The following is a 23542-nucleotide window of genomic DNA, read 5'->3' as shown; positions in this document are numbered from 1 at the left end:
CTTCAGGACTGCGCGGCGACGAGGGCGGCGTTGGCCTTGGCCAGCGGCCCCCCGTCGTTGGGGATGCGCTCGAAGTCGCCGCGCAGCGCCTTGATGGCGAACTTCTCCAGGTCGATTTCCCGGCGCGTGCGCACGCCCATGAGGCGCAGCACCCCGGACATGGGCCCGAAGCCGAACAGCCCGTGCTGGAACAGCGTGCCGGCGGCCACCGCGCTCAGCACGCGCCAGGAGCCACCATCCTTGCGGCCGAGCAGCAGGCCGAGCGCCACCGCGGCGGCGGCCCCCACGGAGAGGGCCCGGCTGATGTCCCACTCCTTCTCCAGGCGGTCGAGGTAGCGGCTCATCTCCGCGCGGTCCGCATGCTGCGCCATGTGCCGCACGCACGCCTCCACGTGCTCGTCGATGCGCCGGTTCACCACCAAGGGCGTGTGGCTGCGAACGGCATCCGACGATGTCTGGTTCCAGGTCTCCATGCGGCTGTCTCCCGTGACGCGGCGCGCGCTTCCCGTGAAGCTAGGACCGCCGTGACGGGCCGTGCACCACGCGCCCGGATGCCGTCTGGCCCCCGCCGCCCGCCCGCCTGCCCCACCAGGGAGGACAGGCCGCCCGGCATCCCCCTCCCCTCACGCCCGGCAGGCGCGGCCTCCCCGGGCCCTGCCCCCGGGGGAGGGGCGAGCAGCCAGCCCCACCGTGGGCAATTCCTTTCCCCAGGGTGGAACGCGGAGACACCTTCCCAGGCCCCGAAGCGTCCACTCTCCGCCAGTGCGCTCCCCTGGACGGAGGGCATGTCCCTTGCTCACCGGGGCCGGGATGAATCACGCACGACTGCTGATCTGCCTTCCGTTGCTGGGCCTGTGGGCCTGTGGGGCCGGGACGGACACTCCGAACGTCGAGCAACCTCCGCCTCCCGTGGGCGAGTCTCCGCAGGTGACGCCACCCGAGGAGGAGCGTCCACCGCCCGTCCCCGAGCCGGACCCGGACCCTCAGCCCCAGCCGGACCCGGACCCTCAGCCCGAGCCACCGCCGCCGCCTCCTCCTCCTCCGGTGCCCGAGGTGGAGCGGCCCTTCAAGCTGCCGCCGGTGCAGACCTCCGTGCCGGAGTACGAGCTCATCATCCCCGAGGAGGCGATGCGGAAGTTCGAGGCCGACGTGTGGACGCCGGAGCAGGACGCCGTCTTCAAGGCGAATGGGACGACGTACAAGATAAAGGTGCGGCTGCGCGGGGCCTCCGCGCGCTACTTCGAGAAGAAGAGCTGGAATGTGAATTTCGAGGACAAGGTGCGCTTCGAGGGGCGCACCTCGCTCAACCTCGTGGCCGAGTACGCGGACGCCACCCTGCTGGCGGAGAAGATTTCGTATGACCTGCTGGAGGCCATGCGCGTGCCCGCGTCGAAGGCGAAGTTCGTGCGGCTGAAGCTCAATGGCGCATACGAGGGCGTGTTCCTGGAAATCGAGCAGGTGAACAAGGCCTTCCTCAAGGCGCACGACTTCGCGGACGACGACGCCGACATCTACCGGTGCGGCTGGAAGGACTGCGAGTTCAAGACGTGGAAGGTGCCCTACCAGGGCAAGTGGCTGAAGAAGACGAACGAGTCGCAGCCGGACGACAAGCTCTGGACGATGATGGGCGTCATCAACCACACGCCGGAGCCGCAGCTGGTGGCCGCGCTGGAGATGAGCTTCCAGCTGGAGCACTACCTGCGCTCCATGGTGCTGGACGTGCTGATGTCCAACAACTACGTGGAGGACTCGGAGAGCTACTTCATCTACGACCGCGCGACGGCGAAGTGGTCCTACGTGCCCTGGGACCTCAACAACGTGGACGCGCGCTGGTGGTACCCCATCTCCGTGGAGGACATGCGGACGTACAGCGCCAACATGCGCCACCCGCTGTTCAACTTCACGATTACCGACGCGTCCGTGGAGAAGATGTACCTGCAGCGAAAGAACGAGACGGCGTCCTACCCGGGCTACCTGCCGGTGTTCTCCAACCTGGGCACGCGCGTGGTGCTGCACCCCGTGCTGCGGGAGCGGCTGGAGGCGCGGCTGGACAAGGCGATGGACGAGCTGTTCTCCACCGCGGTGATGGGCCCGTACATCGACTCGCTGCACAAGCTCATCGACCCGCACATGGCCGCGGACCCGTACATGAGCTACGAGCGCTTCGCGGCGGGCCGCGACTACCTGAAGCGGTACGTCAAGGAGCGCCGCGCCTTCATCCTCGGGGAGCTGGAGCGGTACTCGAAGCAGAAGCCCACGCTGGTGTTCGAGGCGTTCGACCCGCGCGAGGGCTGGGTGGAGGTGGGCAACCGGACGTCGGCGACGCTGTCGCTGAAGGGCATGGTGCTGACCACCAACCTGCGGGTGAGCCTGGCGCAGAGCGACCACGCGCCCACGCAGGTGAGCAACCCCACGGGCGCGGTGCTGCCCGACGTGACGGTGGCCCCGGGCGAGCGCGTGCGCCTCGATATCGCGGAGCTGGGAATCCACCTGCCCGCCAACGGCGAGCTTGGCCTGTTCAACGGCACGTCCGTGGTGGGGGTGAAGGACCTCCTCTTCTACGGGGAGCTGCCGTCGGGCAAGCGCTACGAGCGCGGGACGAAGGGCTGGGAGGTGAAGTAGACATGCGGCGAGGCCGGCGGCAGGTTATCTAGCGGGGGGAGGCTCGGGATGGGCGAGACGAAGCAGGACTCGGCGGTGGTGCTGTTCGACGGCGTCTGCAATCTCTGCAATGGCGCTGTGAATTTCATCATCGACCGGGACCCGTCGGCGCAAATCCGCTTCGCGGCGCTCCAGTCCGCCCAGGCCGCGGCGCTGCTCGCGCCCCTGGGCCGCGTGCCCGAGGCCGAGCCCCAGAGCTTCATCCTCGTGGAGAATGGACGCGTCTATATGCGCTCCAGCGCGGCCCTGCGCATCGCACGGAAGCTGCCCGGCGCGTGGAAGCTGTTCTACGCCTTCGTCGTGGTGCCCACGCCCATCCGCGACGTCGTCTACCGCTTCATCGCGCGCAACCGCTACCGCTGGTTCGGCAAGGCGGAGGCGTGCCGCATGCCCACGCCAGAGTTGCACGCGCGATTTCTCTGACCTACTCGTGGCCCTTCACGAGCTGGTCCCAGGCCGTCACGCAGTGCTGGAGAGGGGCGGCCACCCAGCCGGACTCTCCACGGGCCCAGCACCACCTGGGCGCCACGCGCTGCCAGTCCTCGCCTCGCACGTCGTACCGGCCATCACCGTCGGTATCGAGCTCCACCCGTACAACTGTGTCGATACCCCAGATAAATTCGCGGTATCGCCCTCCCGCGACCTTGATGGCTCCGGGAGTGCGGACGCGAAGCCAGTGACCGTCGGGCATCTGGATGAGCCTCACGGGCCCCACGGTCGCGAGTGCCCCCAACACCGCCACCACACTGGCGCCAACAATGCCCACGAGTCGGAGGTTCCACGGCTTCACGGGTGCGCCTTGCATCGTCACTGCATCCCATGCCCCGAGGGGTCGTGTCACCCTCCCGGGGACTCGCTCACCGCCGCTCGCGGACCACCAGCGTCCGCTTCGCGGTGAGCCCCCGGTCGTCGGTGACGAGGATTTCGTGCGAGCCCACCGAGGGCGTCCACCACACGCGCTCGTCCGCCCGCGCCGTGCCCAGCAGCGCCCCGTCCACGAACCACGTCAGCGACCGCTCGTGTGACGCCTCCGCCTCCAGCGGCATCTCCTGCTGCTCCGCCGGTACGCCTGGAATCAGCATCGCCACCTGCCCCTCCGCCGGAGACACAATCGAGGGCGCAGCGCGGGCGCCTCCGGGCTCGCAGCCGGGCGCGGCCGAGGGGGGCTCCGGCAACCTCCGGTGCTGCTCCTCCAGCCAGCGGCGGATGGTGGCGGGCCACGTGAGGAACACCCGCTCCTCCGTCTTCCGCCCCGCCCTGCACGTGGGCCCCACCGCCAGCCCCGTGGCCACGTCCACCTCCACCTTCTGGTGATACGGGCAGCGACCCGTGGGCACCGCCGAGCGCCGCGCATACACCGTCTTGCGCTGCACGCACGCGTCCGTCGGCAGGTGCCCCGAGTAGCCGCACACCTCCACGCGCATCAGGTCCTCCGGCGCCGAGACCTCCTCGTCCGGGAGCGCCTTCCCTCGCGGCCCCACGCCCTCCAGGATGTCGAACAGCAGCGGCCCCGCCGCATCCGCCCCCACCAGGTGCACGCTGGGCGAGTGGTCGAAGTTCCCCAGCCACACCACCGCCGTGTGCCTCGGCCCCGAGCCCGCCGCCCACGCATCCCGGTGCCCGAAGCTCGTCCCCGTCTTCCAGTGCACCCGCGCCGGCAGGCCCGTCAGCCGCCGCCGCTCCGGGAAGTCCGGCCTGTCCCTCAGCGACAGCGCCCGCCGCGTCAGCCACGCCGCCCCCGGAGACAGCACCTCCACCGCCGCCCCCGCCGGCTGCCCGTCCGCCAGCAGCCGCAGCGGTGGCGCGCGCCCATCCTCCGCCAGCGCCACGTACACGCCCGCCAATTCCAGCGGCGTCAGCTCGATTCCGCCCACCGCCGCGGACAGGCCGTAGTGCCCGGGCTCCGACTCCAGGCTGGCGACGCCCGCCGCGCGCAGCGTGCCCAGGAAGCGCTCCACGCCCACGCGCTGCAACAGCCTCACGAAGGGCATGTTGAGCGACTGCGACAGCGCGTACTCCAGCCGCACCAGCCCCTGGAAGCGGCCGTCGAAGTTGCGCGGCGCATAGCCGCCGTACGCCGTGGGCACGTCCGCCACGAGCTGCTCCGGCCCCACCAGCCCCTGGTCGATGCCCATGGCGTACAGCAGCGGCTTGAGCGCCGAGCCCGGAGAGCGCGGCGTGGCGAAGCCGGCAATCTGCCCGCCGTGCTCCGCGTCGAAGAAGTCGAAGTTGCCCACCAGCGCGAGCACCTCCGCGCGCTCGCGCTCCACCACCACCGCCGTCCCGTTGTGGATGCCCCGCGACGCCAGCCCGCCCGCCGCGTCCCGCATCAGCCGCTCCACCATCCGCTGCGTGCCCGCGTCCAGCGTGGTGCGCGGCCGCATCAGCTCCGGCCGCTGCGACCGCAGCCACACCGCCACGTGCGGCGCCTCGCGGGGAAAGGGCGTCAGCGACACCGGCACCGGCGTGGCGCGCACCTCGGCCAGCACCGCCTCCGGCGACACCGTGGCCTCCGCCGGGCCCCGGGGGAGCGCGTCGTCCTCCAGCAGCCGCCGCGCCACGCCGTCCCGCGCGCCCTTCAGCCGCGCCGCGTTCTCCGCCGTGGGAAAGCGCCGGTTGGGGTTCTGCGGCACCGCCAGCAGCGTGGCGATTTCCGCCGGGCTCAGGTGCGCCGCCGTGTGGCCGAAGTACGCCAGCGACGCCGCCTCCACGCCCTCCACGTTGCGCCCGTAGGGGACGAACTGGAGGTAGGCCGCCAGCACCTCCTGCTTCGTCAGCCGCAGCTCCAGCTGCACCGCCCGGAGGGACTCGAGGAGCTTCGACGTGAAGGTGCGCGGCCGGGGCTCCAGCACGCGCACCAGCTGCATGGTGAGCGTGGACGCCCCCGACACCCGACGCCCCCGCGTCACATTGCGCACCGCGGCCCGCGCCACCGCGAGCGGGTCCACGCCCGGGTGGTGGAAGAAGCGCTTGTCCTCCAGCGCCAGCAGCGCGCGGAGGTAGGCCGGGTCCACCCGCTCCGGCGAGGTGGGGATGCGCCAGCGCTCGTCCGGCGCCAGGAAGACGTGGGCCGGCGTGCCGTCCCGGTACTCCATCACCACCGAGGCCGGCGCGGAGAGCCGCTCAGGCAGTGGCACCCACCCGGCGACCGCCCACCCCGCGCCCGCGAGGACGAGGAGCCCCACGGTGACGAGGACGAGCCTCCTGGCGATGCGGCGGAGGCGACTCATGGGGCGGGGGCTCCCGGCCACGGCTGAAGCCCCACGGTGACGAGGGCGAGCCTCCTGGCGATGCTACGGGCACGACTCATGGAGCGGTGGCTCCCCGGCATGGCACACGGAAGCACGGAGTTCCCTCTATGCTACGCGCATCCCCGCAAGGAGTCCCCCCGCCATGAATCCCATCGAGGTCGATGCCATCCTCACCTCCATCCTCGAGGACCGGAGGCTGACGCCGACCGAGCGCCAGGCGCTCCAGGCGGTGCTCATGGAGCGGCGGGCAGGCGAGGCCCTGCTTACCCTCTTCCGCTCGCGGGCCTTCGCCCTCGCCCGCGCCTCCGTGAAGGAGCCGCGCTCGCGCGAGGTCATCTCCTGGCTGGAGGAGACGGTGGAGGCCCTGCATGCCCCACGCACCGTGGAGCTGTCCCGCATGGAGGCGCACTTCTCCCCGGGCGAGGGACCCCTCAACGCCATCATCCAGCAGATACACCAGGCGCGAGGCTCCATCGACGTGTGCGTCTTCACCGTGACGGATGACCGCATCACCCGGGCCCTGCTGGAGGCCCACCGCAACGGCGTGCGGCTGCGGGTGGTGGGCGACGACGACAAGGCGTTCGACGCGGGCTCCGACATGGAGCGGCTGAGCGCCGCCGGCGTGCCGGTGCGGCTGGATAGGAGCGCGGCCCATATGCATCACAAGTTCGCGGTGTTCGACCGGCTGCGCCTCATCACGGGGAGCTACAACTGGACGCGCTCCGCGGCGGAGCACAACCATGAGAACGTGCTCGTGTCCGACGACGCGCGGCTGGTGCAGCCCTTCAGCCGCGCGTTCGACGCGCTCTGGGACACGCTGGCCTAGAGCAGGTTGTCCTTCCACGGACCGGACACCTGCACCGTGGCGGCCAGCTCCCGCGCCCACAGCCGCGGGTCATACATGGCCTCCGCCTCGGCCGACGGCAGGGTGAAGGAGCCCGCCGTCACCGCCCGCACCGCGTAGGTGACCTTCTTCGACTCGCGCGCGCCCAGGCTGCCAAACACCTCCATGCGGTCATCGCGGATGTTCACGTAGTCCGGCGTCCACTGCGAGTCGGCGTCAATCCAGCTCGTGCCGCCGCCCCGGCCCAGCCGCGCGTTCTCGATTTCCCAGCCCGCCGGCAGCCGGTCCACCAGGGCGATGTTCTGCACGCGCTCCGCCGTGGTGTTGGTCAGCTGCAGCTCCACGTAGACGAGGTCCGCCAGCGCCACCGGCCCCGAGCGCACGTCCAGCGCCGTGCCGTCCAGCTTCCGCCACGTGCGCGTCAACACGAGCCCCTCGCCGCCCGTCGCCACCTGCCCGTCCGTGCGCACGCCCTCGCTGCTGAGCACGAGGTACAGCTTCCCCTCGTCCTTGGTCTTCACCTCCAGCTGCAGGCCGTTGCGCTCGCTGGCGCGGACCAGCGCCCACGTGCGGTCCGACCCGCGCGAGTCCTTGCCCTGCGTCGGCGCCACCACCTTGCCGTCCGCCATGAGCACCGGCGGAGCGAAGTTGGAGGCCACGCCCTGGAGCCGCTTGCCCAGGCCCGTGACTCCCCACACCAGCTCCTGCGTCGTGTACCAGCTGCTGCGCTGCCCCTGGAGCGCCTCGGCCACCATGCGCGCCAGCGGCTCGCCCGCCGCGTCGTTGCCGAAGAGGTCCTGGAAGGTGCTCAGCATGAAGCCGCGCCGCCGCCGGTCCGAGTAGAAGGACCAGTTGTTCTTCCGCTCGTCGGTGACGGGCGACAGGTCCGGGCTGCGCAGCTCCTTCTCGTAGCGGCGGTCCCCCGCCAGCCACAGCGCGGCCTTGAGCATGTAGTCCTGCTCCAGGTCCTCACCCGTCAGCGGCGTCTTCTTCGCGCGCTCGGTCAGCGTCTCCACCATCTTCTGCACCCGCGCCTTGCGCCCCTTGCCGCCCAGCGCCAGCACGTAGTGCATGTACGCCTCGGAGCTCGCGCTGTAGCCGCCGTGCCGGTCCGTGCGTCCCTCGTAGTTGTTCAGCTCGTTGCCCATCCACGTCAGGGCGTCGTCCAGCCGGTCCTGCGGCACGGGATACTTCAGCTTCTGCGCGTCCAGCAGCATGTGCGTGGCGTAGGCCGTGCCCCAGTCCACCGGCTCCGTGTGGCCCGGCCAGTAGGCGAAGCCACCCGACGGCGTCTGCATGGAGAGCACGCGGTTGATGCCCGCCAGCACCATCTCCCCCACGTCCTTGCCCTGCTTCAGCGTCGGGTCCACGTCGTCCAGCAGCTCCGACACGAACAGCAGCGGCCGCGTGGAGGACGTCGTCTGCTCCACGCACCCGTACGGGTACTGCACCAGGTACGAGAGGTGCTGGAGCGAGCGCGCATACGGGTTGGCCGTCACCCACAGCGTGGAGCGCTCCGTGGTGGGCACCCAGCCCTTGAGGTACTTCGAGACGTCCGTCGTCCCCTGTGCCAGCTCGATTTGCTGCACGTTCCGCACGCGCGGGCCCGCGGGAGACAGCGGCACGTCCAGCGTCTCGCGCGAGGTGTGGCCGCCGCCCTCCACCGTCACCGTCATCCGCGCCGCGCCCACCGCCTGCACCGCCTTCGCCTGGAAGACGAGGGTGGTGGACTTCCCATCCTCCAGCCGGACGCGGCCCTCGCTCTTGCCGAGCAGCTGCACGGGGGCGGTCGCCGTCGCCACCGGGGCCAGGCCGGGCACCGGCAGGGACTCCGTGGCCAGCGTCACCTTCACGTCCTGCGCCTTGCCGGACAGGTTGGTGACGAAGACGGGCACCTGGATTTCGTCGTTCTGCGTGAGGAAGCGCGGCAGCGTCGTCTGGAGCACCAGCGGGTCTCTCACGAGCACCTGCGCGCTGGCGCTGCCGATGCGCTTCGCGCCCGCCGTCACCGCCATCACCCGCACCGCGCCCCGGTACTGCGGCAGCTTGAAGGGCACGCGCAGCTTGCCGTTGGCGGGCACCGCCACCAGGCCGCTCCACAGCGCCACCGGCTTGACGGGCTGCACCCGGCCAGAGGCATCCCCCTCGCCGTCACCACCCGTGGAGCGCGAGTTGCCCCCCGGCGGCACCAGCAGCGTCCAGCCGATGGTTTCAAACGTGTCCACGCCCAGCGCGCGCTTGGTGAAGAGCTGCTTGAGCGGGTCCGGACTCTGGAAGCGCGTGAGGGAGAGGATGCCCTCGTCCACCACCGCCACCGTGGCGAAGGTGGGCCCCTCCACCGCGCCCAGGTCCAGGTCCACCGTCAGCGTGTCGTTGGAGCGGACCTCCTTGGGCACGTTCATCGTCACCGCCTGCGTGTAGTCCACCGGCTCCAGCGGCACGCTGCCCACGCCGAAGGCGCGGTCCGGCATGAAGGCCTCGGCGGACTCCAGGTGCGGGTCCTTCACCAGGAAGGCGCTCACGTAGACGTTGGGCGCGAAGCCCGAGGGCGTGAAGGTCCACGACACCTCGCCGGGCTCCACCGCCTTCCACTCGGTGGCGAGCACGCGGTCCGTCTCCGCCGTGAAGAGGATGCGGCCCTTGTACGGGGCCTTCAGCTTCACCGCGACGGGCTGCCCCACGCGGGCCTTCGCCGGCAGCGCCACGTCCAGCGACGTGGGCTTGAGCGGACGCGGCGTCTGGTCCACGCGCGAGCCCTCGCCCCACCAGTAGTAACGGCCCTCGCCCTCCAGCTCGAGGTCCGTCTGCGTGGCGCCCGCCCTCACCCGCACCAGGTAGCCGGCGGCGTCCGCGCCCGGCGTCACGTCCATGGTGAAGCGGCCGTCGCGCACCTGCGCCGTCACGCGGCCCTCGCGCATGGGACGGAGGTAGCGCTGGTAGCGCTCATAGCCCTCCGACTCGTCGTAGTAGTAGCCGTACTCCTCCTCCAGGCGGAGGTACTCCACCTCCACCGACTTCGGCGCCTTGCCGGCGGCGGTGAGGAGCTTCCCGTCCCAGTCCACCACCACGCCATTCACGGTGAAGGGCTTGCCCGCCTTCACCTTGCGCGTCGTGGCCTGGAGGCCCACGTAGTACGCCTCCGGGTGCACCGGCGTGGAGGCGTCCCCCACGGAGGAGCGGCCGCTGCCCGACTCGAAGACGCTGGCCAGCGCCGTCAGCCTCGCGGAGCTGCGCAGGCCGCCCATGGCCGCCTGCGCCGGGCAGCGCAGCAGCGCCTGGCCCTTCGCGTCCAGCGTGCCCTTCACCTGCCCCAGCGTGACGGGGCGGGGCTCGGCGCCGTCCTGGCGCCAGACGCCGTAGGCGTACTGCGCGTTCTCCTTCGGCTTGAACTCGGACGGCACCAGCCGGCACGTCACCTCCACCGGGCTGCCCTCGGCCGAGCCGCCGAAGAGGTACGCCGCCTCCACCGCCACCGGCACCTCCTCGCCCTGCACGTAGCCTTCCTTCTCCGTGCGCGCCGTCACCTTCATCCGCTCGGGGACGAACTCCTCCACGCTGAGGCCGTAGGTGGCCACGTCGCGGTCCGCCACCTTCAGCGTCACCCGGTAGCGGCCCGTGTCCTGGAAGGCCTCGAAGGGCACGTCCAGCGCCACCACGCCCGCCTCGTTCGTCTTGAGCGACACCTTCTTCAGCTCGCGCTCGCGCGGGTCCACCACCACCAGCTCCACCGGCATGCCCGAGGGAGGCGCCTTGTCGTCCTGCCCGCGCAGCACCGCCGCGACGTGCGCGGTGTCTCCCGGGCGGTACACGCCGCGGTCGGACCAGATGGACGCGCGGTAGGGCTTCTCGGCGCGGTACGGCTCGCCCTGCACGTCCGAGTTGGCAATCTCCGTCTTCAGCTCGCTGTACTTGAGGTACGTCAGCTCCTCGCCGTCGCGGGCGATGAGGGCGAAGGGCTCGCTGTCATCCGCGCCGGGCGCGGGCACCTTGAGCTGGCAGCCGTCCGTGCCCACCGTGGTGCAGCGGGCCACCGCCTGCCCGCTCTTCTTCACCAGCGACACCTCCACGCCGGACAGCGGCTCGGTGCTCTCCATGCCCAGCGCCCACACCCACACCTCGCCCTTGTCGGTGGAGCCGGGCGCCGGCCCGCCGCGCTTGGCGACGAGGCTCAGGTTGGTGAGGAGGATGCGGGTGGCGGCATTCCAGTCACCCTTGCGCGCGGACAGCTCCACGAGGCCCTTCGTGTTGGAGGGCACGAGGCTGGCCACGTCCACGTAGGTGGTCGCCAAGGTGTCCGGCGGGGACTTGAGCGGCAGCGTGCGCTTCGCCACCACGTTGGAGGTGCGCTCGTCGACTGTCTCGGTGCGGTCGTCGCTCATCCAGAAGACGAGGTTCTCCGGCGGCACGTGACGGACGGTGAGCTCCACCTCGTCCAGGTTGAGGTGCTGCAGGGGCAGGTTGCGCCACGCGCTGCGCGGCAGGTAGCGGCCAGAGGAGGCGAAGGACACCTGCGGCTGGCGCGCGGGCACGGAGAAGGCGTGGACGTACGGGGCCAGCAGCATGCCGCCGCCCTGGGACGTGGTGCCCGCGTCGATGCGCAGCGAGTGCGGGCCGCGCTTGAAGTCACCGAAGATGCGGAAGCCCTTGCGGGACGGGGCGATGGAGAACTTCACCGGAGGCGTCAGGTGGATGGCGTCCGCCGCCACCCCGTCGTCCAGCGTGCAGCCCTTGTTGCGGTTGTCCCAGTAGTACTCGTCATACTCCTCGGACTCGCGCGGGCTGGCGGGGGCATCGGCCTCCACGTCGCGGCAGCTCACCTCCAGGTAGTGGCCGGTGGAGCCCTCGGCCCGGGTGACGGCGGTGATGTCCAGCCGCTTCCCGGCGCGCAGCTGCACCGTGCCCTCGGCCGCGGGCGCCGCCACCTTCGCGTCACCCGCGGGGGCGAGCCCTTCCCTCAGGGCGAAGCGCAGCGTGGCGCCAGGCTTGAGGCGCGGGTTCGCGAGCTGCGCGCTGAGGACGTTGCGCGCAGTGGGGACGGTGCTCCACTTCACGTCGGAGAGGGGTTGGCCCTCCACCTGGAAGGTGCCCCGCGAGCGCACCGCATTGAGGTCCACGGGGCCCGTGAAGACGACGTCCACCTGCACGCGGCCCTTGAGCAGGTCCACCTGACGGAGCGCGAGGCGGACGAAGCGGAAGGGCGGGGTGGTGAAGCGGTGCGACCAGGCCCCCTCGGAGGGCGGCTTCACCACGCCGGTGGCCGTCTCCAGCGACTCCAGCGTGACGGTGTACTGCGTGTCGAAGCCGAAGCCCCCGCTCGCCGGTGTGAAGGCGAGCGTGGACGGACTGCGCCAGGCCAGGCTTCCGGCCACTCGCGGGGTGACGGTGACGACGGTGCCCTTCTTCACCTCGCGCTCATCGGGCGCCACGGGGCGGGGGAACTCGAAGACGATGCCCTGGGGCACGGCGTCCTCGACGGCCAGCTCTCGGATGACGGGCGTCACCGACTCGGGCGTGGGCGGCGTGACGGCGGCGCTCGTCGCCGGGCCCCCGTCCGTGCCAGGGGTGGCCGCGGGCGCCTCCGCGACGGGGGGCGTGACGGGCTGCTTCGGCGGCTCCTGCTTGCAACCCGCGAGCGTGGCGCCGACCAGCAGCGCGACGAGGGGCCAGCTCGCGCGGGGCGCTCGCTGCGGGACAACGGACCGCGAAACCATGGTTCCTCCGAAAGGTGCCTGCTGTTCTTCATGCGGCGTGCCGGGCCTGCGCATACCGCACGAGGGAGGACTGTGGTCGGTCGCCCGCAGCCGTGACGCGTCCCCCATGCGTCATCGGGCCCGCAGAGTGTCTGGGGGACCACACCGCCGCCGTGGCCCCCGGACGCCTGCGAAGACGTCGATGCCGTCAGGCTATAGGGGGGTGGAGGGCTCCGGGTCAACGGGCGAGGTGTGACGACGGGAAGGCGCTAAGGTGCGCGGCGAATGGTGCCGCCCGTCCGTTTCGTCCTCATGCGCCCGCGCAACGCGGAGAACCTCGGTGCCGCCGCGCGCGCGCTGAAGAACTGCGGCCTGTCCGACTGGGTCTGGGTGACGCCCGAGGTGGAGGACCTGGGCCCCGCGCGCCGGCTGGCCGTGCATGCCGAGGACGTGCTGGACGCGGCCCGGCGCGCCGACACGCTGGAGGAGGCCGTGGCCGACTGCGTGTGGGTGGTGGGCACCAGCTCGCGCAAGGTCGAGGGCAAGCGCCGGCTCCCTCCGCGCGCGGTGGGCGAGGAGCTGGTGTCCCGTGCTGCGCAGGGGACGGTGGCGGTCGTCTTCGGGGATGAGCGCAGCGGGCTCACCAACGCGGAGGTGGAGCGCTGCCATGACCTGTCCGCCGTCCCCACCGCGCCCGAGCAGCCCTCCATCAACCTGGCCCAGGCGGTGCTGCTCTACGCCTATGAGGTACGCGTGGCCACGCTGGCGGCCAGCGCGCCGCCTCCGGCCCCGCTGCCCGTCGCGGCCACGGACGCGGAATTGGCGCAGGTGGAGTCCGCGCTCGATACGGCGCTCGGCGCGGGGGGATTCCTCGTGGATGAGGTTCCGGGGCGCACGGCGCTGCGCGACTTGTTCTCGCCGCTGCGCCGCTCACGGCTGACTCGGAAGGAGGCGCGGCTCTGGCTCGCCGCGCTCCACACGCTCCGGAAGAAGCTGACTCCAGGTTAGACGGTGCGCGGCGTCCTGGGCGTGCGGGGACCGGAGCCGGGGCCCCGGGGTGGTGGGCCGCGTCGCTTACGGGAGATGCGCACCGCGCTCCAGGCGAAGGCGACCGCCGCCAGCACGAGCAGCACTACCCAATACCAGAAGGCCGGACTGCGGGAGACCTCCTGCTCGATGGGGCCCGGCAGTGGCGCCTGGGCGAAGGCGAGTACGGGGGCGAGCAACGTGAGCCACGGGGCCAGGGTCGTGCGCATGGGCATCCTCTCCCGGGCAACGTCTCCATTCCGGAAGATGTCCACAAGCGCACGGGACCGGGGGGCGAGTCGGGGACGGAGCCGGGCATGGACCGCACGCCTGCCCGGCCTCCCCTCTCGGACGCGCTACTTCGCTGGCTTCGCGCCCGTCAGCCGGGACAGGAGCTTCGGGTCGTCCGGGAGCAGGCCCGCCTTCGGCAACCGCGTCACGAGCTCGCGCCAGCGCGGGTCGGCCTTGTACGTGCGCTGCAGGAGCGGCAGGGCCTCGTCCACCCGGCCCACGCCCACCAGCGAGATGGCGTGCCAGAACACCATCTCCGCGTTGCCGGGCGCGAGCTTCTCCGCCGAGGCGTACGCCTTGAGGGCGCCGTCCGTGTCCTTGTGCTCGAGCGCGAGGTCGCCCTCGTTCATGAAGTTGTAGGCGCGCTGGAGGGTGACGAGGCGGCGCAGCTCCTTGAGGGGCTCGGGCGCGTCGTCAACGCGAAGGTCGAACTTGCGGTCCATCCACGGACGGCCGGAGGGCTTCGCGGCCACGACGATGATTGCGGCGGACTGCTTGCCCCGGATGTCTCCGCCCTGGGCCTCGGCGGCCTCGAGCGCGGCGAGCATGCGCTCGGCGAGGTCTCCCTTCGACTCGCGGAAGGCCTTCGCCATGGCGGGCCAGACGGTGTCGCGCTCCATCATGTTGGCCTGGACGGAGAAGCCCTCTCCGACGATGTGGCCGGCGGCGGCGATGCAGCTCGCCCCCGTGTGGGCGGACACGCGGCCCTGGGTGTCAATCATCGCCACCTGCCGCACGGCGCTGGCGCTGTCGGCGGCGAGCAGCCCCTTGAGCGCGTCCGGCGCGGAGCGGCCCGCGCGCATCAGGTCCAGGCCCAGCTTGCCGTAGGACGGGTCCACGAAGGACTGGGTGGCGATGGCGCCCACGCCCGCCTCGGCCCAGGGGACGGTGGAGCCCACGGAGAACCAGTGCGACTGCACGGCCACGCCCAGCTCTCCTGTCGCCGCGTCTCGGGCGACGATGGAGTAGGTGTGCACGGGACGGCGGGGGACCGCGGCCGGCTCGGCGGCCAGGGCGGGGAGCGCGAGCAGGACGAGACAGGCGGCAAGACGCGACATGAGACCTCCGCAGCGAGGGGCCTGGAGGGTGAGCGAGCAGGCACCCGGCCGCAAGGCCCAAGGCGTCACGGGCTGGAATCGTCCCTACCTTGGCCGGGTAGCCAGACACTGGCACCCCACTTTCAGGAGGAGCACGCGCATGGACCACATGCCCTATGAGTCGATGCAGGTCGGCGACGAGGAGCCCGGCCGCGGCAGTCAGCGTCAGGCGCCGCCGGACGATGAGCCGGGCCGTACGCCCAAGTCGGCGGAGGGCGGCGGGCTCGACGAGGAGCGCCGGATGCCCCAGGGCGAGCCCGGGAAGACGCCCGGCTCCGCCGAGGGCGAGGACCCGGACCAGCCTCCGCGCAAGTAGTCCGTGTCAACTGAGCCTGTCCCGCCCGGCCCGGGCGGGTACAGTGCCGCGCTCATGTCACGCAAGCCCGTCAAGACGAAGCCGCAGCAGACCAAGCGCTGGGAAGGCAAGGAGAAGCCGGACTGGTTGTCGCGCGCGCTCGCCCGGGCTGGAGTGTTCCCCCAGAAGGAGGCGGAGACCGCCATCCTCGCGGGCCGCGTCACCATCAACGGCCGCGTGGCGCTGATGCCGCTCGCCCCCGTGCCCCCGGGCGCCGTCGTGAAGGTGGACGGCCTCCCCGTGCAATTGGGCGCGCCGGCCACCCGCGTGCTCGCCTTCCACAAGCCCGCTGGCGTGCTGTCCTCCACCGCGCGCCAGCACCGCACCGGCACCGTGTTCGAGGTGCTGCTGCCCCAGCTCCCACCCGAGCTCGCCGGCTACACGTGGCACGCCGTGGGCCGCCTCGACGTGGAGTCCACCGGCCTGCTGCTCTTCACCAATGACGACAAGCTCGTCGCTCATGCCACTTCGCCGGACACCCGCCTGCCCAAACGCTACGTGGCCACCGTGTTCAGCATCGCCGACGACGCGCGCGTGGAGCCGCTCCGCCAGGGGATGACGCTCGACGATGGACTGGCCCGCCCCGCGAAGGTCGTCGTCCGCGACGAGCACACCGTGGAAGTGACGCTCACCGAGGGCCGCCACCACCAGGTGAAGCGGATGCTCGGCGCCGTGGGCCTGCCCGTGCGCGCGCTTCACCGCGAGGCCGTGGGCAGCGTGGACCTGAAGGACATTCCCGAGGGCGGCTTCCGTCTCCTCAGCGACGAGGAGGTCCGCGAGTCCCTCCACTACGAGGGACGAGGCACGACCGCGGGTGAATAGAACGCCGGGAACCACCAAGCCTGTCCCCACAGGCACTCGCCCTGATGATGACGCGCACGCGGTAGAGGCAGCCCGAGCATCCAGCGCTTGCGCGCAGCTTCAGGGAGAGGTGGTCCAGCCCTCCCCTGTCATCCCGTCCTGTCCCAGCCCGTTCCGCAGGCCTGCGACAGACGTGCAACATGGCGCCCCCGCGCATCTGCTCGCAGGGCCGCCCTTGACGGTCACGCTTCCTCGTCGGGAAGAAGCATACGGAGTAGCTCGTCGTCGGGGCCGAGCGGATGCCACCCGGGCGGCGGCGATGTTGCGAGGAGCGCATCGCCGGCCCGCCTGACACGCCCCTTATGAGAATCAGGGGTATCGGCGGACCAGCAGCCGAGCGCCTTGGCGACCTGGAAACGGGACTTGTCGTCCATCACGCCCGGCCAACCACTCGGAAGGCTTTCGGACAGCTGGCGCGCGAGCACATCCCGAACAAGGCGTGTGACCTGCTTGCTCCGCTCCGCCTCGACGAGCAACCCGCTCAACACCTGCACACCCGCGACATCATCCTTGCCAAGTTCCTCGGCCAGCAAATTCAGCGGGACGGCAGGGCGCGCCTCAGCAAAAGCGGTGAGCGAATCATAGCCGCGCTCACGAACCCGCTCATACAAACGGACCCTCCAGTTCCCCTGCCAGGAACGTCCGTCAGTCATCGCCCTCTCCCAGAAGTGAAGTCCATCGGGATGTCGTAGCGCTTCATTCGCTCTGAAACGATCTCCAGAACCTCGTTCCGCGTCAACAGCCGGCCCGTTCTCGCCTCGGCGTCGCGCAACGCCTCCATGATCATCCGGCTCCATTCGCCGGGCCACATCCGGCCCAGGCGCCAGTTGCCGCCGCCGTGAATCGCCTGATGGTGGGCCTGCTCCAGCCGGACGCAGAACTGGTCGATGTCCATGTCACCCTTGAAGCCGCGCTCCTCAAACCATGCGCGGTGCTCATCTGGGAGGACGTGGTGCCTCGGTGCCTCGGACATGCCCGCTCCCGCTCTGCCGGTTTCGTGCATGCCACGAACCTCGGGTCCGTCTCCCAACGCGTCGCGCACGCCTTGCGGCAAGTGCCCGTGCGCCTGCGCCATCATCACCTGGCCGCCGTGGATTCGAACGGCGGCACTGACGACGGGAACGGAGATGACGCCCGCCTTCACGAGCCGGCGAATCATCTCCACCCACTCGGCGGAAACAACAATCCGCGAGCCCGCCATCACGCCGCCTGAGCCCATCACCAAGCCAACGCCGAGCATAGCGGGAGCGGCGGGCGGCAGCCGTGGCAGCGACATCCTCATTGTCGAGACCAAAGTGAGCATTTCCGCGAACTGCACTGCTGCCATGAGCTTCCCGCTCTTCTCCATGGCTGTACGTGCGCCGTCACGGATGGAGCCGAATTCACGGGTAAGCTGCCCCATCACCTCGGGCATCGCGGTTGCCGCTGCCTCGACCCGCTCCGGGTCCTGTGACGCAAGTGCCGCCAGGGTGGGCTCTGTCAGCCGCTGCACGCGGTGCATGTCCATGAACAGCTTCTCGACGCTATAGGCGGGGCACTCTCGGAGCATGACGTCAGTGAGTTGGAGGAAGTCGAGCCATGCGGCCAGCAGCATGGAGCCGAACATGGCCGCCTGGAGCCGGGGGCCTGTCATCCGGAACATGCCCATTTCCATGTCCGAGTCAGCGACTTCCGAGGCCGCATTTGTCAGCGTGGTGGCGCTACCCAGCGCGCTGTAGAGCCATGGCAGTTGGTTGGAGGCATGGTCGAGGTAGCGGGTGAAGGCACCGTTGACTCCGCTAATGCCTCTCCCGCCAAGGCCCGGTGAACGGGCCGCGAGTCTGGCGAGCGAGCTGGCGACGCGGCCTGTGGAGCCCTTCACGTCGTCAATGGCATCGAGCACCGCGTGACGGGTCGGTGTCGCGCGCTGTTGCCCGCCCCCAACGGGGCTCACCAGGCTGCCTGGGCTCGCTCCCGTCGCCACTTCACGGGAGCCCCGACGACGGCTCAGCCGTTCCGGCGCCTCGGAGCCCGCAGTAGACAGTGGCGCGGAGGCGAGGGCGCGGGAGTGCTCATCGCTCGGCGGCTGCACCAACGCGCGCCCGGTGGCTCCGCGTGGCGTGTGGCTCAGGTTTCTCCCCTGGCCGAGCGCTGGCGCCAGCGACGCGCAGCCGGTGGCGAGCACGGCCACACACAGCAGCAGGGCGTTAGCGCGCATGGTCCACCCCCAGGCCCACGGAAGCGAAGGCCCCTGGTCGCAGCGTCCCATCCCCTTCTGGGAATAGTAGCGTGCCGCCCGTGCCCAGCGCGTAAAGGAGTCCCCCGAGGATGCGCCAGCGCACTTCGGCGGCGCCCAGGTAACGCGCTCCGGGTTGCCCCATGCCCACCCCCAGCCCCCTCACCGTCAGCTCCAGGCTGCGCCCGAAGAGCTGCACCGCCACGCGCCCATCCACGTCAAGGCGGCCCCAGGAGAAGGCCTCCGCGCCCATTGACAGCCGCAGGTGCCGGTACAGGCCGCCAAAGCTGACGGCATCCCAACCGACTACAGCCTCTCCGTAGAGGGAAAAGCCGTCCGGGAATGGCGCGGCAGCCAGGGGCACGCCGTGAGGGCCCGCCGCCCGGAGTCGTGCCAGCTCGTAGTCCGGACCGAATAGGCCGTGCCGGAAGCCGCCGTGCTGCCTGCGCAACTCCAGCCGCAGTGTCATGTCCAGTGTGGGCGTCACCGCGTCCGCGCCCGCGCCTACCACCGCGCCCCATGCGCCTCCCTCACCGGGCCGTCCCCCCCAGCCTGCAATCAGGAGCGCTTCAAATCCCGGCCGAACCACCACCACCGCCGTACCGTCCAGGTGCGCCAGCGTCACCGACGCCGCGAGCCCGCCAGCCCGTCCCCAGTCATGCACGGCGGACAGGGCCAGAGTGTAGCGTCCCTTCTCCTTCGGCTTGCCAAAGAGGACGTGCTGCATGTCCAGGGAGAATTCCGCTCCCATCAGGCGCGCGCCCAGCACGTCCGAGACAAAGGCTTCCGTGTAGAGCGGGCCCAGTGTGCCAGTGAGGAAGCCTCCGGCCGGGTGGTAGTCAGGGTTCATCCGGTTGGAGTAGCGCCGGACCAAGTGCGCCGAGAGCAGGCTGTAGTCCTCCAGCGCGCCGAACCACACCCCCAGCGGCGCGTTGTCCGAACCCAACTTGAGGCCGCGCACGAACTGCCCCCAGTCCGAAAGACTGTCCCAGTCCTCCCGACGCACGAGGCTCGCGCCCACGGCGCCCCCCACAGTCGAAGCCGCACGGGGGCGCCGAGATTGACGCCGAACTCAGCACCGCCATCGAGGATGACGGTGGGCTCCACCTGTACGAAGCCCTCGCCCATCCCCGCACGCGGCAGCAGCGCCAGCGTCGCCGCCTCCAGGCGCGTCAGGGAGTGCCACCTGCGAGCCGGGGGTATCGATGGGGGAGCGGCCTCCTCGGGGACGGGTGGCTCCATGGCCCCTCCCAGCCTCGGCCAGAACCACAGCAGCAGCACCACGCCCCACCGGCGGGTTCCCATCGTGCTCGCCTCCTGGATGCGCTCCCATGCGGGGAGCAGAACCGGGTAATACCTGCCGGGTCCGACAAAACGCCGGGCCGTTGGCAATCGCAACTGCGTGGCAATGGGCTGTCAGGACGCGGCGCCGTTACCGCATCACGCATCCGCTCAATCCAGCTGGCGGTGACAGGTGAACGAGGTTCTGGCTTGCCCCGTCGCTCCGACGTTATCGGTCGCCGTGACGTTGACGGAGACGACCTTGTTCGCCGTGCGGGAGCCCCGGTAGATGGTGCCGGAAGTAGTCCGATGGTAGGTCGCTGTTGCCTTCCACACCGAGGGTTCCCATGACGCGGCTTCGCCCTTCGCTGCCCTCCCTGCTGCTCGCCCTGGCCCTGGCCCTTCCCGCCCTCGCGGCTGAGCCCGCTCCCTCAGCGGACCCGAAGCTCACCGAGCTGCGCAGGTTGACGGCGTACGACGCCAAGGCCCCGCTGGACGTGAAGACGGTGCACACGCAGCAGCGCGGCGAAATCACCGTGACGGAGCTGACCTACGCCAGCCCCAGGGGCGGCCCCGTGCCCGCGTACCTCGTCACGCCTCCGGGCAAGGGCCCCTTCCCCGCCGTCCTCTTCCAGCACTGGGCCAAGGGCACGAAGAGCGAGTTCCTCGATGAGGCCCTCTCCCTCGCCCGCGCGGGCGTGGTGTCCCTGCTGGTGGACTCGCCCCACGTGCGCCCCGAGCCGTGGCGCCGTTCCCTCTCCGGCCCCGCCGTGTTCGATGCCCACGTGGGAATGCTGGTGAGCCTGCGGCGCGGCGTGGACCTGCTCGCCTCGCGCCCCGAGGTGGACAGCCAACGCCTGGGCTTCGTCGGCCACGCCCGGGGCGCCACCGTGGGCGGCGCGCTCGCGGGCGTCGAGCCCCGCCTTCGCGCGCTCGTGCTGGTGGCGGGCATCGGCGACTTCTCCGCCCGCTTCCGCGAGACGGAGGGCCCCGATGCGAAGCAGCCTCGCGACGCCGCCGCACAGCAGCGCTTCGACGCGCTGGCGCGGAGCCTGGAACCCCTCGATGGCGCGGTGGGAGTGCGCCACGCCGCGCCCTCCGCCCTCTTCTTCCAGTACGGCCGCGCCGACCCCGGCGTGACGTACGCCCGCGCCCGCGCCTTCATCGACGCCGCCAGCGAGCCGAAGCTCTTCAAGTTCTACGAGGGCGGCCACGAGCTGAGCGACGCCGCCCGCAGGGACCGTGCCCAGTGGCTGCGCACCCACCTGGGCTTCGCCGAGGTCCCCACCCAGAGCCTCCCCGTCATCGCCCACCCCACCGCCCCTGAGCTGAAGGGCCAGCCCCTTCCCGAGTGGACGAAGCTGCGGCCCGTCCTCACCGTCCCCGGCATGGAGGAGGTCCAGGTCCGCCGGGGCCTGACGTACACCCGCGCGGGCGAGCGCGAGGACAAGCTGGACCTCTACCTCCCTGACGGCGCCACGCGCGCGCCCACGCCGGTGGTGGTGCTCGTCCACGGCATGCTGCACCCGGCCCTCGCCCCCTTCGTCCGAGATTTGCCCCCCTTCTCCGCGCAGGCGCGCTGGCTGGCGGCCCAGGGCTTCGCGGTGGCCGTCCCCGCGCTCGGCTCGCCCGCCACCGGCCCCTCCCGGGAGCAGTGGTTCGCGGGCGTGCCAGACCTGCAACAGCGCGTGCAGGCGGCCCTCACCTTCCTCCGCCGCGAGTCCGCCACCCACCGCGTAGACCCGGACCGCGTCTGCCTGCTGGCCCTGTCCGGCGGCGGCCTGTGGGGCGTGGCCCCCGCGCTGAAGCCCCACGCGCCCGTGAGCATCCGGTGCGTAGCGGCCTGGTACCCGATGCTCGACGCGCCCGCGCTCCCGAAGGGCGCTGGCCCCCGCGAGGCCCTGCGCGCCACCGACGCGAAGAAGGTGCCACCCCTGTTGCTGGTCCGCGCCGGCAGGGACGCGCCCGAGCTGAACGCCGCCCTGGACGCCTTCGCCCAGGACGCGAAGGCCCGGGGCGCCCCACTCACCCTGGTGGAATTGCCCGAGGCCCACCATGCCTTCGACATGGTGGACGACGTGGAGTCCTCACGGGAGGCAATGCGACAGACGGCGCGCTTCTTCGAGCAACACCTCCAGCCGTGACTTCAAAGCCCCCCCGGGCTCGCATAGCGTCGGCCTCCATGGCGGACTTCGACCTGGTGGTGATTGGCTCCGGCCCTGCTGGAGAGTGGGGCGCGGTGCAGGCGGCGCTGGCGGGCAAGCGCGTGGTGGTGGTGGAGCGGGAGCCCGTGCTGGGCGGCACCGCGGCCAACACCGGCACCCTGCCCTCCAAGACGCTGCGCGAGACGGCGCTGCACCTCTCCGGCCTCAAGGCCCGCGGCCTCTACAGCGTGGAGACCACGCTGCGCCACGAGGCCACCGTCTCCGACTTTCTCTACCGCGAGCGCCGCGTGAAGGGCATGGAGCGCGAGCGCATCCTCCGCAACCTCGAGCGCCATGGCGTGCAGGTGGTGCGCGGCACCGGCACCCTCGCGGACGCGCACACCGTGGTGGTGCAGTCCCGGGAGGCGCCGGAGCGCCGGCTCACCGGCGACTTCATCCTCGTGGCCACCGGCTCGAAGCCGTACCGGCCCCCGCAGTACCCCTTCGGCGACCCCCGGGTGCACGACTCGGATGAAATCCTCGACATCGGCAAGCTGCCGCGCTCGCTGGTGGTGGTGGGCGCCGGCGTCATCGGCTGCGAGTACGCGTGCATGTTCGCCGCGCTCGGCATCCCCGTGACGCTGGTGGACTTGAAGCACGAGGTGCTGCCCTTCCTCGACGACGAGGTGTCCGCGCTGCTCGGCCAGCGCATGGAGGCGCTCGGCATCCGGCTGCGCTTCGGGATGAACGTGGACCAGGTGGAGGTGCCCGACAACGCCGACCTGCCCATCCGCCTGACGCTCTCCTCGGGGGAGGCGGTGGACACCGACCAGGTGCTGGTGGCCTCCGGCCGCACCGCCAACACCACCGGCCTGGGGCTGGAGGCGCTCGGCGTGAAGCTGAGCAAGCGTGGCCAGGTGGAGGTGGGGGCCGACTTCCAGACGGCCGTGCCCCACCTCTACGCCGTGGGCGACGTCATCGGCTTCCCCGCCCTCGCCTCCACGTCCATGGACCAGGCGCGCATCGCCGTGGAGCACGCCTTCGCCCTGTCCGGCACGCGCACCCTGGCACCCGTGCTGCCGTACGGCATCTACACCATCCCCGAGGTCTCCATGGCAGGGGACACCGAGGAGTGCCTGCGCGAGCGCGGCGTGCCCTACGTCGCCGGCCGCGCCGCCTTCGCCAGCAACCCGCGCGGGCAAATCATCGGAGACACGCACGGCATGCTGAAGCTGCTCTTCCACCGGACGAGCCTCAAGCTGCTGGGAGTGCACGTCCTCGGCGAGCTGGCCTCGGAGCTGGTGCACATCGGCCTCACCGCCATGCTCACCGGCGCCACCGCGCGCCTCTTCGTGGAGACGTGCTTCAACTACCCGACGCTGTCGGAGGCCTACAAGACGGCCACCTTCGACGCGCTGGACCACCTGAAGCGCGGCACCGGCTGACGCTCAGCGATTGGTCTTGAGGCTGCCCACCGTGAGGCCCGCCGCCGTGGGCGCCACGCGGTGGACGCCGTCCGCCGAGGCGCGCGCCAGCGACGGCGCGCCCGAGCGGCCCGAGGCCTGGGTGGACGTCGGCGCCGCCCCCTGCCCCCCGGCGCCGCCCAGCAGCGCCTGGATGCGCTGCCAGCGGACCTTCTCCTCGGCCATCAGCCGCGTGAGCTCCTCGCGGGCCGCGGCGTCCTGCAGCTCGGAGGCGGCGGCCGCCACCTTGTCCAGGAACGGCAGGAGGTAGCCGAAGTCCCTGTCGAAAGCGGCGGTGGGGGAGCTGGGGCTGGGGTTCTTCGCCACGTCCGTCCTCCTCGTTGTCGTCCGGGCCCTGCCTGG

Annotated in this window: 17 protein-coding genes and 1 pseudogene; 8 read left to right on the top strand and 10 right to left on the bottom strand. The window is 71.2% G+C overall.

Annotation, left to right across the window (positions count from 1 at the left end; all coding sequences use genetic code 11):
• Window positions 1–2 precede the first annotated feature (2 nt).
• Window positions 3–473, bottom strand: coding sequence for a hypothetical protein (locus tag G4D85_RS21680; RefSeq protein WP_164014908.1), 471 nt, complete (start codon window positions 471–473; stop codon window positions 3–5).
• A gap of 337 nt (window positions 474–810) precedes the next feature.
• Here G4D85_RS21680 and G4D85_RS21675 point away from each other — a divergent pair, with 337 nt between their 5' ends.
• Window positions 811–2622, top strand: a complete 1812-nt coding sequence (locus G4D85_RS21675) for a CotH kinase family protein (RefSeq protein ID WP_164014906.1) — start codon at window positions 811–813, stop codon at window positions 2620–2622.
• Window positions 2623–2670: 48 nt separating this feature from the next.
• Window positions 2671–3084 carry a thiol-disulfide oxidoreductase DCC family protein gene (locus G4D85_RS21670; RefSeq protein ID WP_164014904.1) on the top strand — a complete coding sequence of 138 codons (414 nt, stop codon included), beginning with the start codon at window positions 2671–2673 and terminating at the stop codon, window positions 3082–3084.
• Between the two features lies 1 nt (window position 3085).
• On the opposite strand, the gene G4D85_RS21665 is transcribed toward G4D85_RS21670, so the two are convergent.
• Together G4D85_RS21665 and pbpC are read right to left on the bottom strand one after the other, a co-directional pair.
• The gene (locus G4D85_RS21665; protein ID WP_164014902.1) at window positions 3086–3466 is read right to left on the bottom strand and encodes a hypothetical protein; all 381 of its coding nucleotides are present in this window, start codon (window positions 3464–3466) and stop codon (window positions 3086–3088) included.
• Window positions 3467–3518: 52 nt separating this feature from the next.
• Window positions 3519–5891 carry a penicillin-binding protein 1C gene (gene pbpC / locus G4D85_RS21660; RefSeq protein ID WP_164014900.1) on the bottom strand — a complete coding sequence of 791 codons (2373 nt, stop codon included), beginning with the start codon at window positions 5889–5891 and terminating at the stop codon, window positions 3519–3521.
• A gap of 163 nt (window positions 5892–6054) precedes the next feature.
• Here pbpC and G4D85_RS21655 point away from each other — a divergent pair, with 163 nt between their 5' ends.
• On the top strand, window positions 6055–6738 hold the full coding sequence (locus G4D85_RS21655) for a phospholipase D-like domain-containing protein (RefSeq protein ID WP_164014898.1): 684 nt from the start codon (window positions 6055–6057) through the stop codon (window positions 6736–6738).
• Here the strand turns inward: G4D85_RS21655 and G4D85_RS21650 are convergent.
• Window positions 6735–12467 carry an alpha-2-macroglobulin family protein gene (locus G4D85_RS21650; protein ID WP_164014896.1) on the bottom strand — a complete coding sequence of 1911 codons (5733 nt, stop codon included), beginning with the start codon at window positions 12465–12467 and terminating at the stop codon, window positions 6735–6737. The genes G4D85_RS21655 and G4D85_RS21650 overlap by 4 nt on opposite strands.
• Before the next feature lie 264 nt (window positions 12468–12731).
• Here G4D85_RS21650 and G4D85_RS21645 point away from each other — a divergent pair, with 264 nt between their 5' ends.
• Window positions 12732–13454, top strand: coding sequence for an RNA methyltransferase (locus G4D85_RS21645; protein ID WP_164014894.1), 723 nt, complete (start codon window positions 12732–12734; stop codon window positions 13452–13454).
• Here the strand turns inward: G4D85_RS21645 and G4D85_RS21640 are convergent.
• A complete protein-coding gene (locus tag G4D85_RS21640; RefSeq protein WP_164014892.1) occupies window positions 13451–13702 on the bottom strand; it encodes a hypothetical protein in 252 nt (83 codons plus the stop codon). The two genes, G4D85_RS21645 and G4D85_RS21640, sit on opposite strands and share 4 nt — an antisense overlap.
• Window positions 13703–13828: 126 nt before the next feature.
• A complete protein-coding gene (locus G4D85_RS21635) occupies window positions 13829–14821 on the bottom strand; it encodes a DUF1028 domain-containing protein (RefSeq protein WP_164014890.1) in 993 nt (330 codons plus the stop codon).
• 139 nt (window positions 14822–14960) lie between these two features.
• Between G4D85_RS21635 and G4D85_RS21630 the strand changes: the two genes are divergently transcribed.
• Both G4D85_RS21630 and G4D85_RS21625 read left to right on the top strand, forming a co-directional pair.
• The gene (locus G4D85_RS21630; RefSeq protein ID WP_240359424.1) at window positions 14961–15176 is read left to right on the top strand and encodes a hypothetical protein; all 216 of its coding nucleotides are present in this window, start codon (window positions 14961–14963) and stop codon (window positions 15174–15176) included.
• 54 nt (window positions 15177–15230) lie between these two features.
• Entirely contained in the window at window positions 15231–16037 is an 807-nt protein-coding gene (locus G4D85_RS21625; RefSeq protein WP_164014888.1) for a pseudouridine synthase, read from the top strand.
• Window positions 16038–16258: 221 nt separating this feature from the next.
• Here G4D85_RS21625 and G4D85_RS21620 read toward each other — a convergent pair whose 3' ends face one another.
• The 3 genes and pseudogenes from G4D85_RS21620 to G4D85_RS21610 all read right to left on the bottom strand — a co-directional run bounded on the left by G4D85_RS21620 (window position 16259) and on the right by G4D85_RS21610 (window position 19596).
• Window positions 16259–16729: an NUDIX hydrolase gene (locus G4D85_RS21620; RefSeq protein WP_164014886.1), complete on the bottom strand. Its 471-nt coding sequence runs from the start codon at window positions 16727–16729 to the stop codon at window positions 16259–16261.
• On the bottom strand, window positions 16726–18273 hold the full coding sequence (locus tag G4D85_RS21615; protein ID WP_164014884.1) for a DUF2380 domain-containing protein: 1548 nt from the start codon (window positions 18271–18273) through the stop codon (window positions 16726–16728). The genes G4D85_RS21620 and G4D85_RS21615 overlap by 4 nt, the downstream gene beginning before the upstream one ends.
• Window positions 18263–19596: pseudogene (locus G4D85_RS21610) on the bottom strand (hypothetical protein). The gene G4D85_RS21615 and the pseudogene G4D85_RS21610 overlap by 11 nt, the downstream one beginning before the upstream one ends.
• A gap of 323 nt (window positions 19597–19919) precedes the next feature.
• On the opposite strand from G4D85_RS21610, the gene G4D85_RS21605 reads away from it, so the two are divergent.
• Together G4D85_RS21605 and sthA are read left to right on the top strand one after the other, a co-directional pair.
• Window positions 19920–21716, top strand: a complete 1797-nt coding sequence (locus G4D85_RS21605) for a dienelactone hydrolase family protein (protein ID WP_164014882.1) — start codon at window positions 19920–19922, stop codon at window positions 21714–21716.
• A 38-nt stretch (window positions 21717–21754) separates the two neighbouring features.
• A complete protein-coding gene (sthA, locus tag G4D85_RS21600) occupies window positions 21755–23161 on the top strand; it encodes a Si-specific NAD(P)(+) transhydrogenase (protein ID WP_164014880.1) in 1407 nt (468 codons plus the stop codon).
• A gap of 3 nt (window positions 23162–23164) precedes the next feature.
• Here the strand turns inward: sthA and G4D85_RS21595 are convergent, their stop codons facing one another.
• Window positions 23165–23506: a hypothetical protein gene (locus tag G4D85_RS21595; protein ID WP_164014878.1), complete on the bottom strand. Its 342-nt coding sequence runs from the start codon at window positions 23504–23506 to the stop codon at window positions 23165–23167.
• Between the last annotated feature and the right edge of the window lie 36 nt (window positions 23507–23542).

The organism is Pyxidicoccus trucidator (assembly GCF_010894435.1).
GTDB classification, from domain to species: domain Bacteria; phylum Myxococcota; class Myxococcia; order Myxococcales; family Myxococcaceae; genus Myxococcus; species Myxococcus trucidator.
The sequence above is the reverse complement of the archived record's forward strand: the minus strand, read 5'-3'. Positions and strand labels throughout refer to the sequence as shown.

Excerpts from the sequence above, each read along its gene's own strand:
- G4D85_RS21680 (WP_164014908.1), bottom strand. The coding sequence starts at position 473 with ATGGAGACCTGGAACCAGACATCGTCGGATGCCGTTCGCAGCCACACG.
- G4D85_RS21675 (WP_164014906.1), top strand. The coding sequence starts at position 811 with ATGAATCACGCACGACTGCTGATCTGCCTTCCGTTGCTGGGCCTGTGG.
- G4D85_RS21670 (WP_164014904.1), top strand. The coding sequence starts at position 2,671 with ATGGGCGAGACGAAGCAGGACTCGGCGGTGGTGCTGTTCGACGGCGTC.
- G4D85_RS21665 (WP_164014902.1), bottom strand. The coding sequence starts at position 3,466 with ATGCAAGGCGCACCCGTGAAGCCGTGGAACCTCCGACTCGTGGGCATT.
- pbpC (WP_164014900.1), bottom strand. The coding sequence starts at position 5,891 with ATGAGTCGCCTCCGCCGCATCGCCAGGAGGCTCGTCCTCGTCACCGTG.
- G4D85_RS21655 (WP_164014898.1), top strand. The coding sequence starts at position 6,055 with ATGAATCCCATCGAGGTCGATGCCATCCTCACCTCCATCCTCGAGGAC.
- G4D85_RS21650 (WP_164014896.1), bottom strand. The coding sequence starts at position 12,467 with ATGGTTTCGCGGTCCGTTGTCCCGCAGCGAGCGCCCCGCGCGAGCTGG.
- G4D85_RS21645 (WP_164014894.1), top strand. The coding sequence starts at position 12,732 with ATGGTGCCGCCCGTCCGTTTCGTCCTCATGCGCCCGCGCAACGCGGAG.
- G4D85_RS21640 (WP_164014892.1), bottom strand. The coding sequence starts at position 13,702 with ATGCGCACGACCCTGGCCCCGTGGCTCACGTTGCTCGCCCCCGTACTC.
- G4D85_RS21635 (WP_164014890.1), bottom strand. The coding sequence starts at position 14,821 with ATGTCGCGTCTTGCCGCCTGTCTCGTCCTGCTCGCGCTCCCCGCCCTG.
- G4D85_RS21630 (WP_240359424.1), top strand. The coding sequence starts at position 14,961 with ATGGACCACATGCCCTATGAGTCGATGCAGGTCGGCGACGAGGAGCCC.
- G4D85_RS21625 (WP_164014888.1), top strand. The coding sequence starts at position 15,231 with ATGTCACGCAAGCCCGTCAAGACGAAGCCGCAGCAGACCAAGCGCTGG.
- G4D85_RS21620 (WP_164014886.1), bottom strand. The coding sequence starts at position 16,729 with ATGACTGACGGACGTTCCTGGCAGGGGAACTGGAGGGTCCGTTTGTAT.
- G4D85_RS21615 (WP_164014884.1), bottom strand. The coding sequence starts at position 18,273 with ATGCGCGCTAACGCCCTGCTGCTGTGTGTGGCCGTGCTCGCCACCGGC.
- G4D85_RS21605 (WP_164014882.1), top strand. The coding sequence starts at position 19,920 with ATGACGCGGCTTCGCCCTTCGCTGCCCTCCCTGCTGCTCGCCCTGGCC.
- sthA (WP_164014880.1), top strand. The coding sequence starts at position 21,755 with ATGGCGGACTTCGACCTGGTGGTGATTGGCTCCGGCCCTGCTGGAGAG.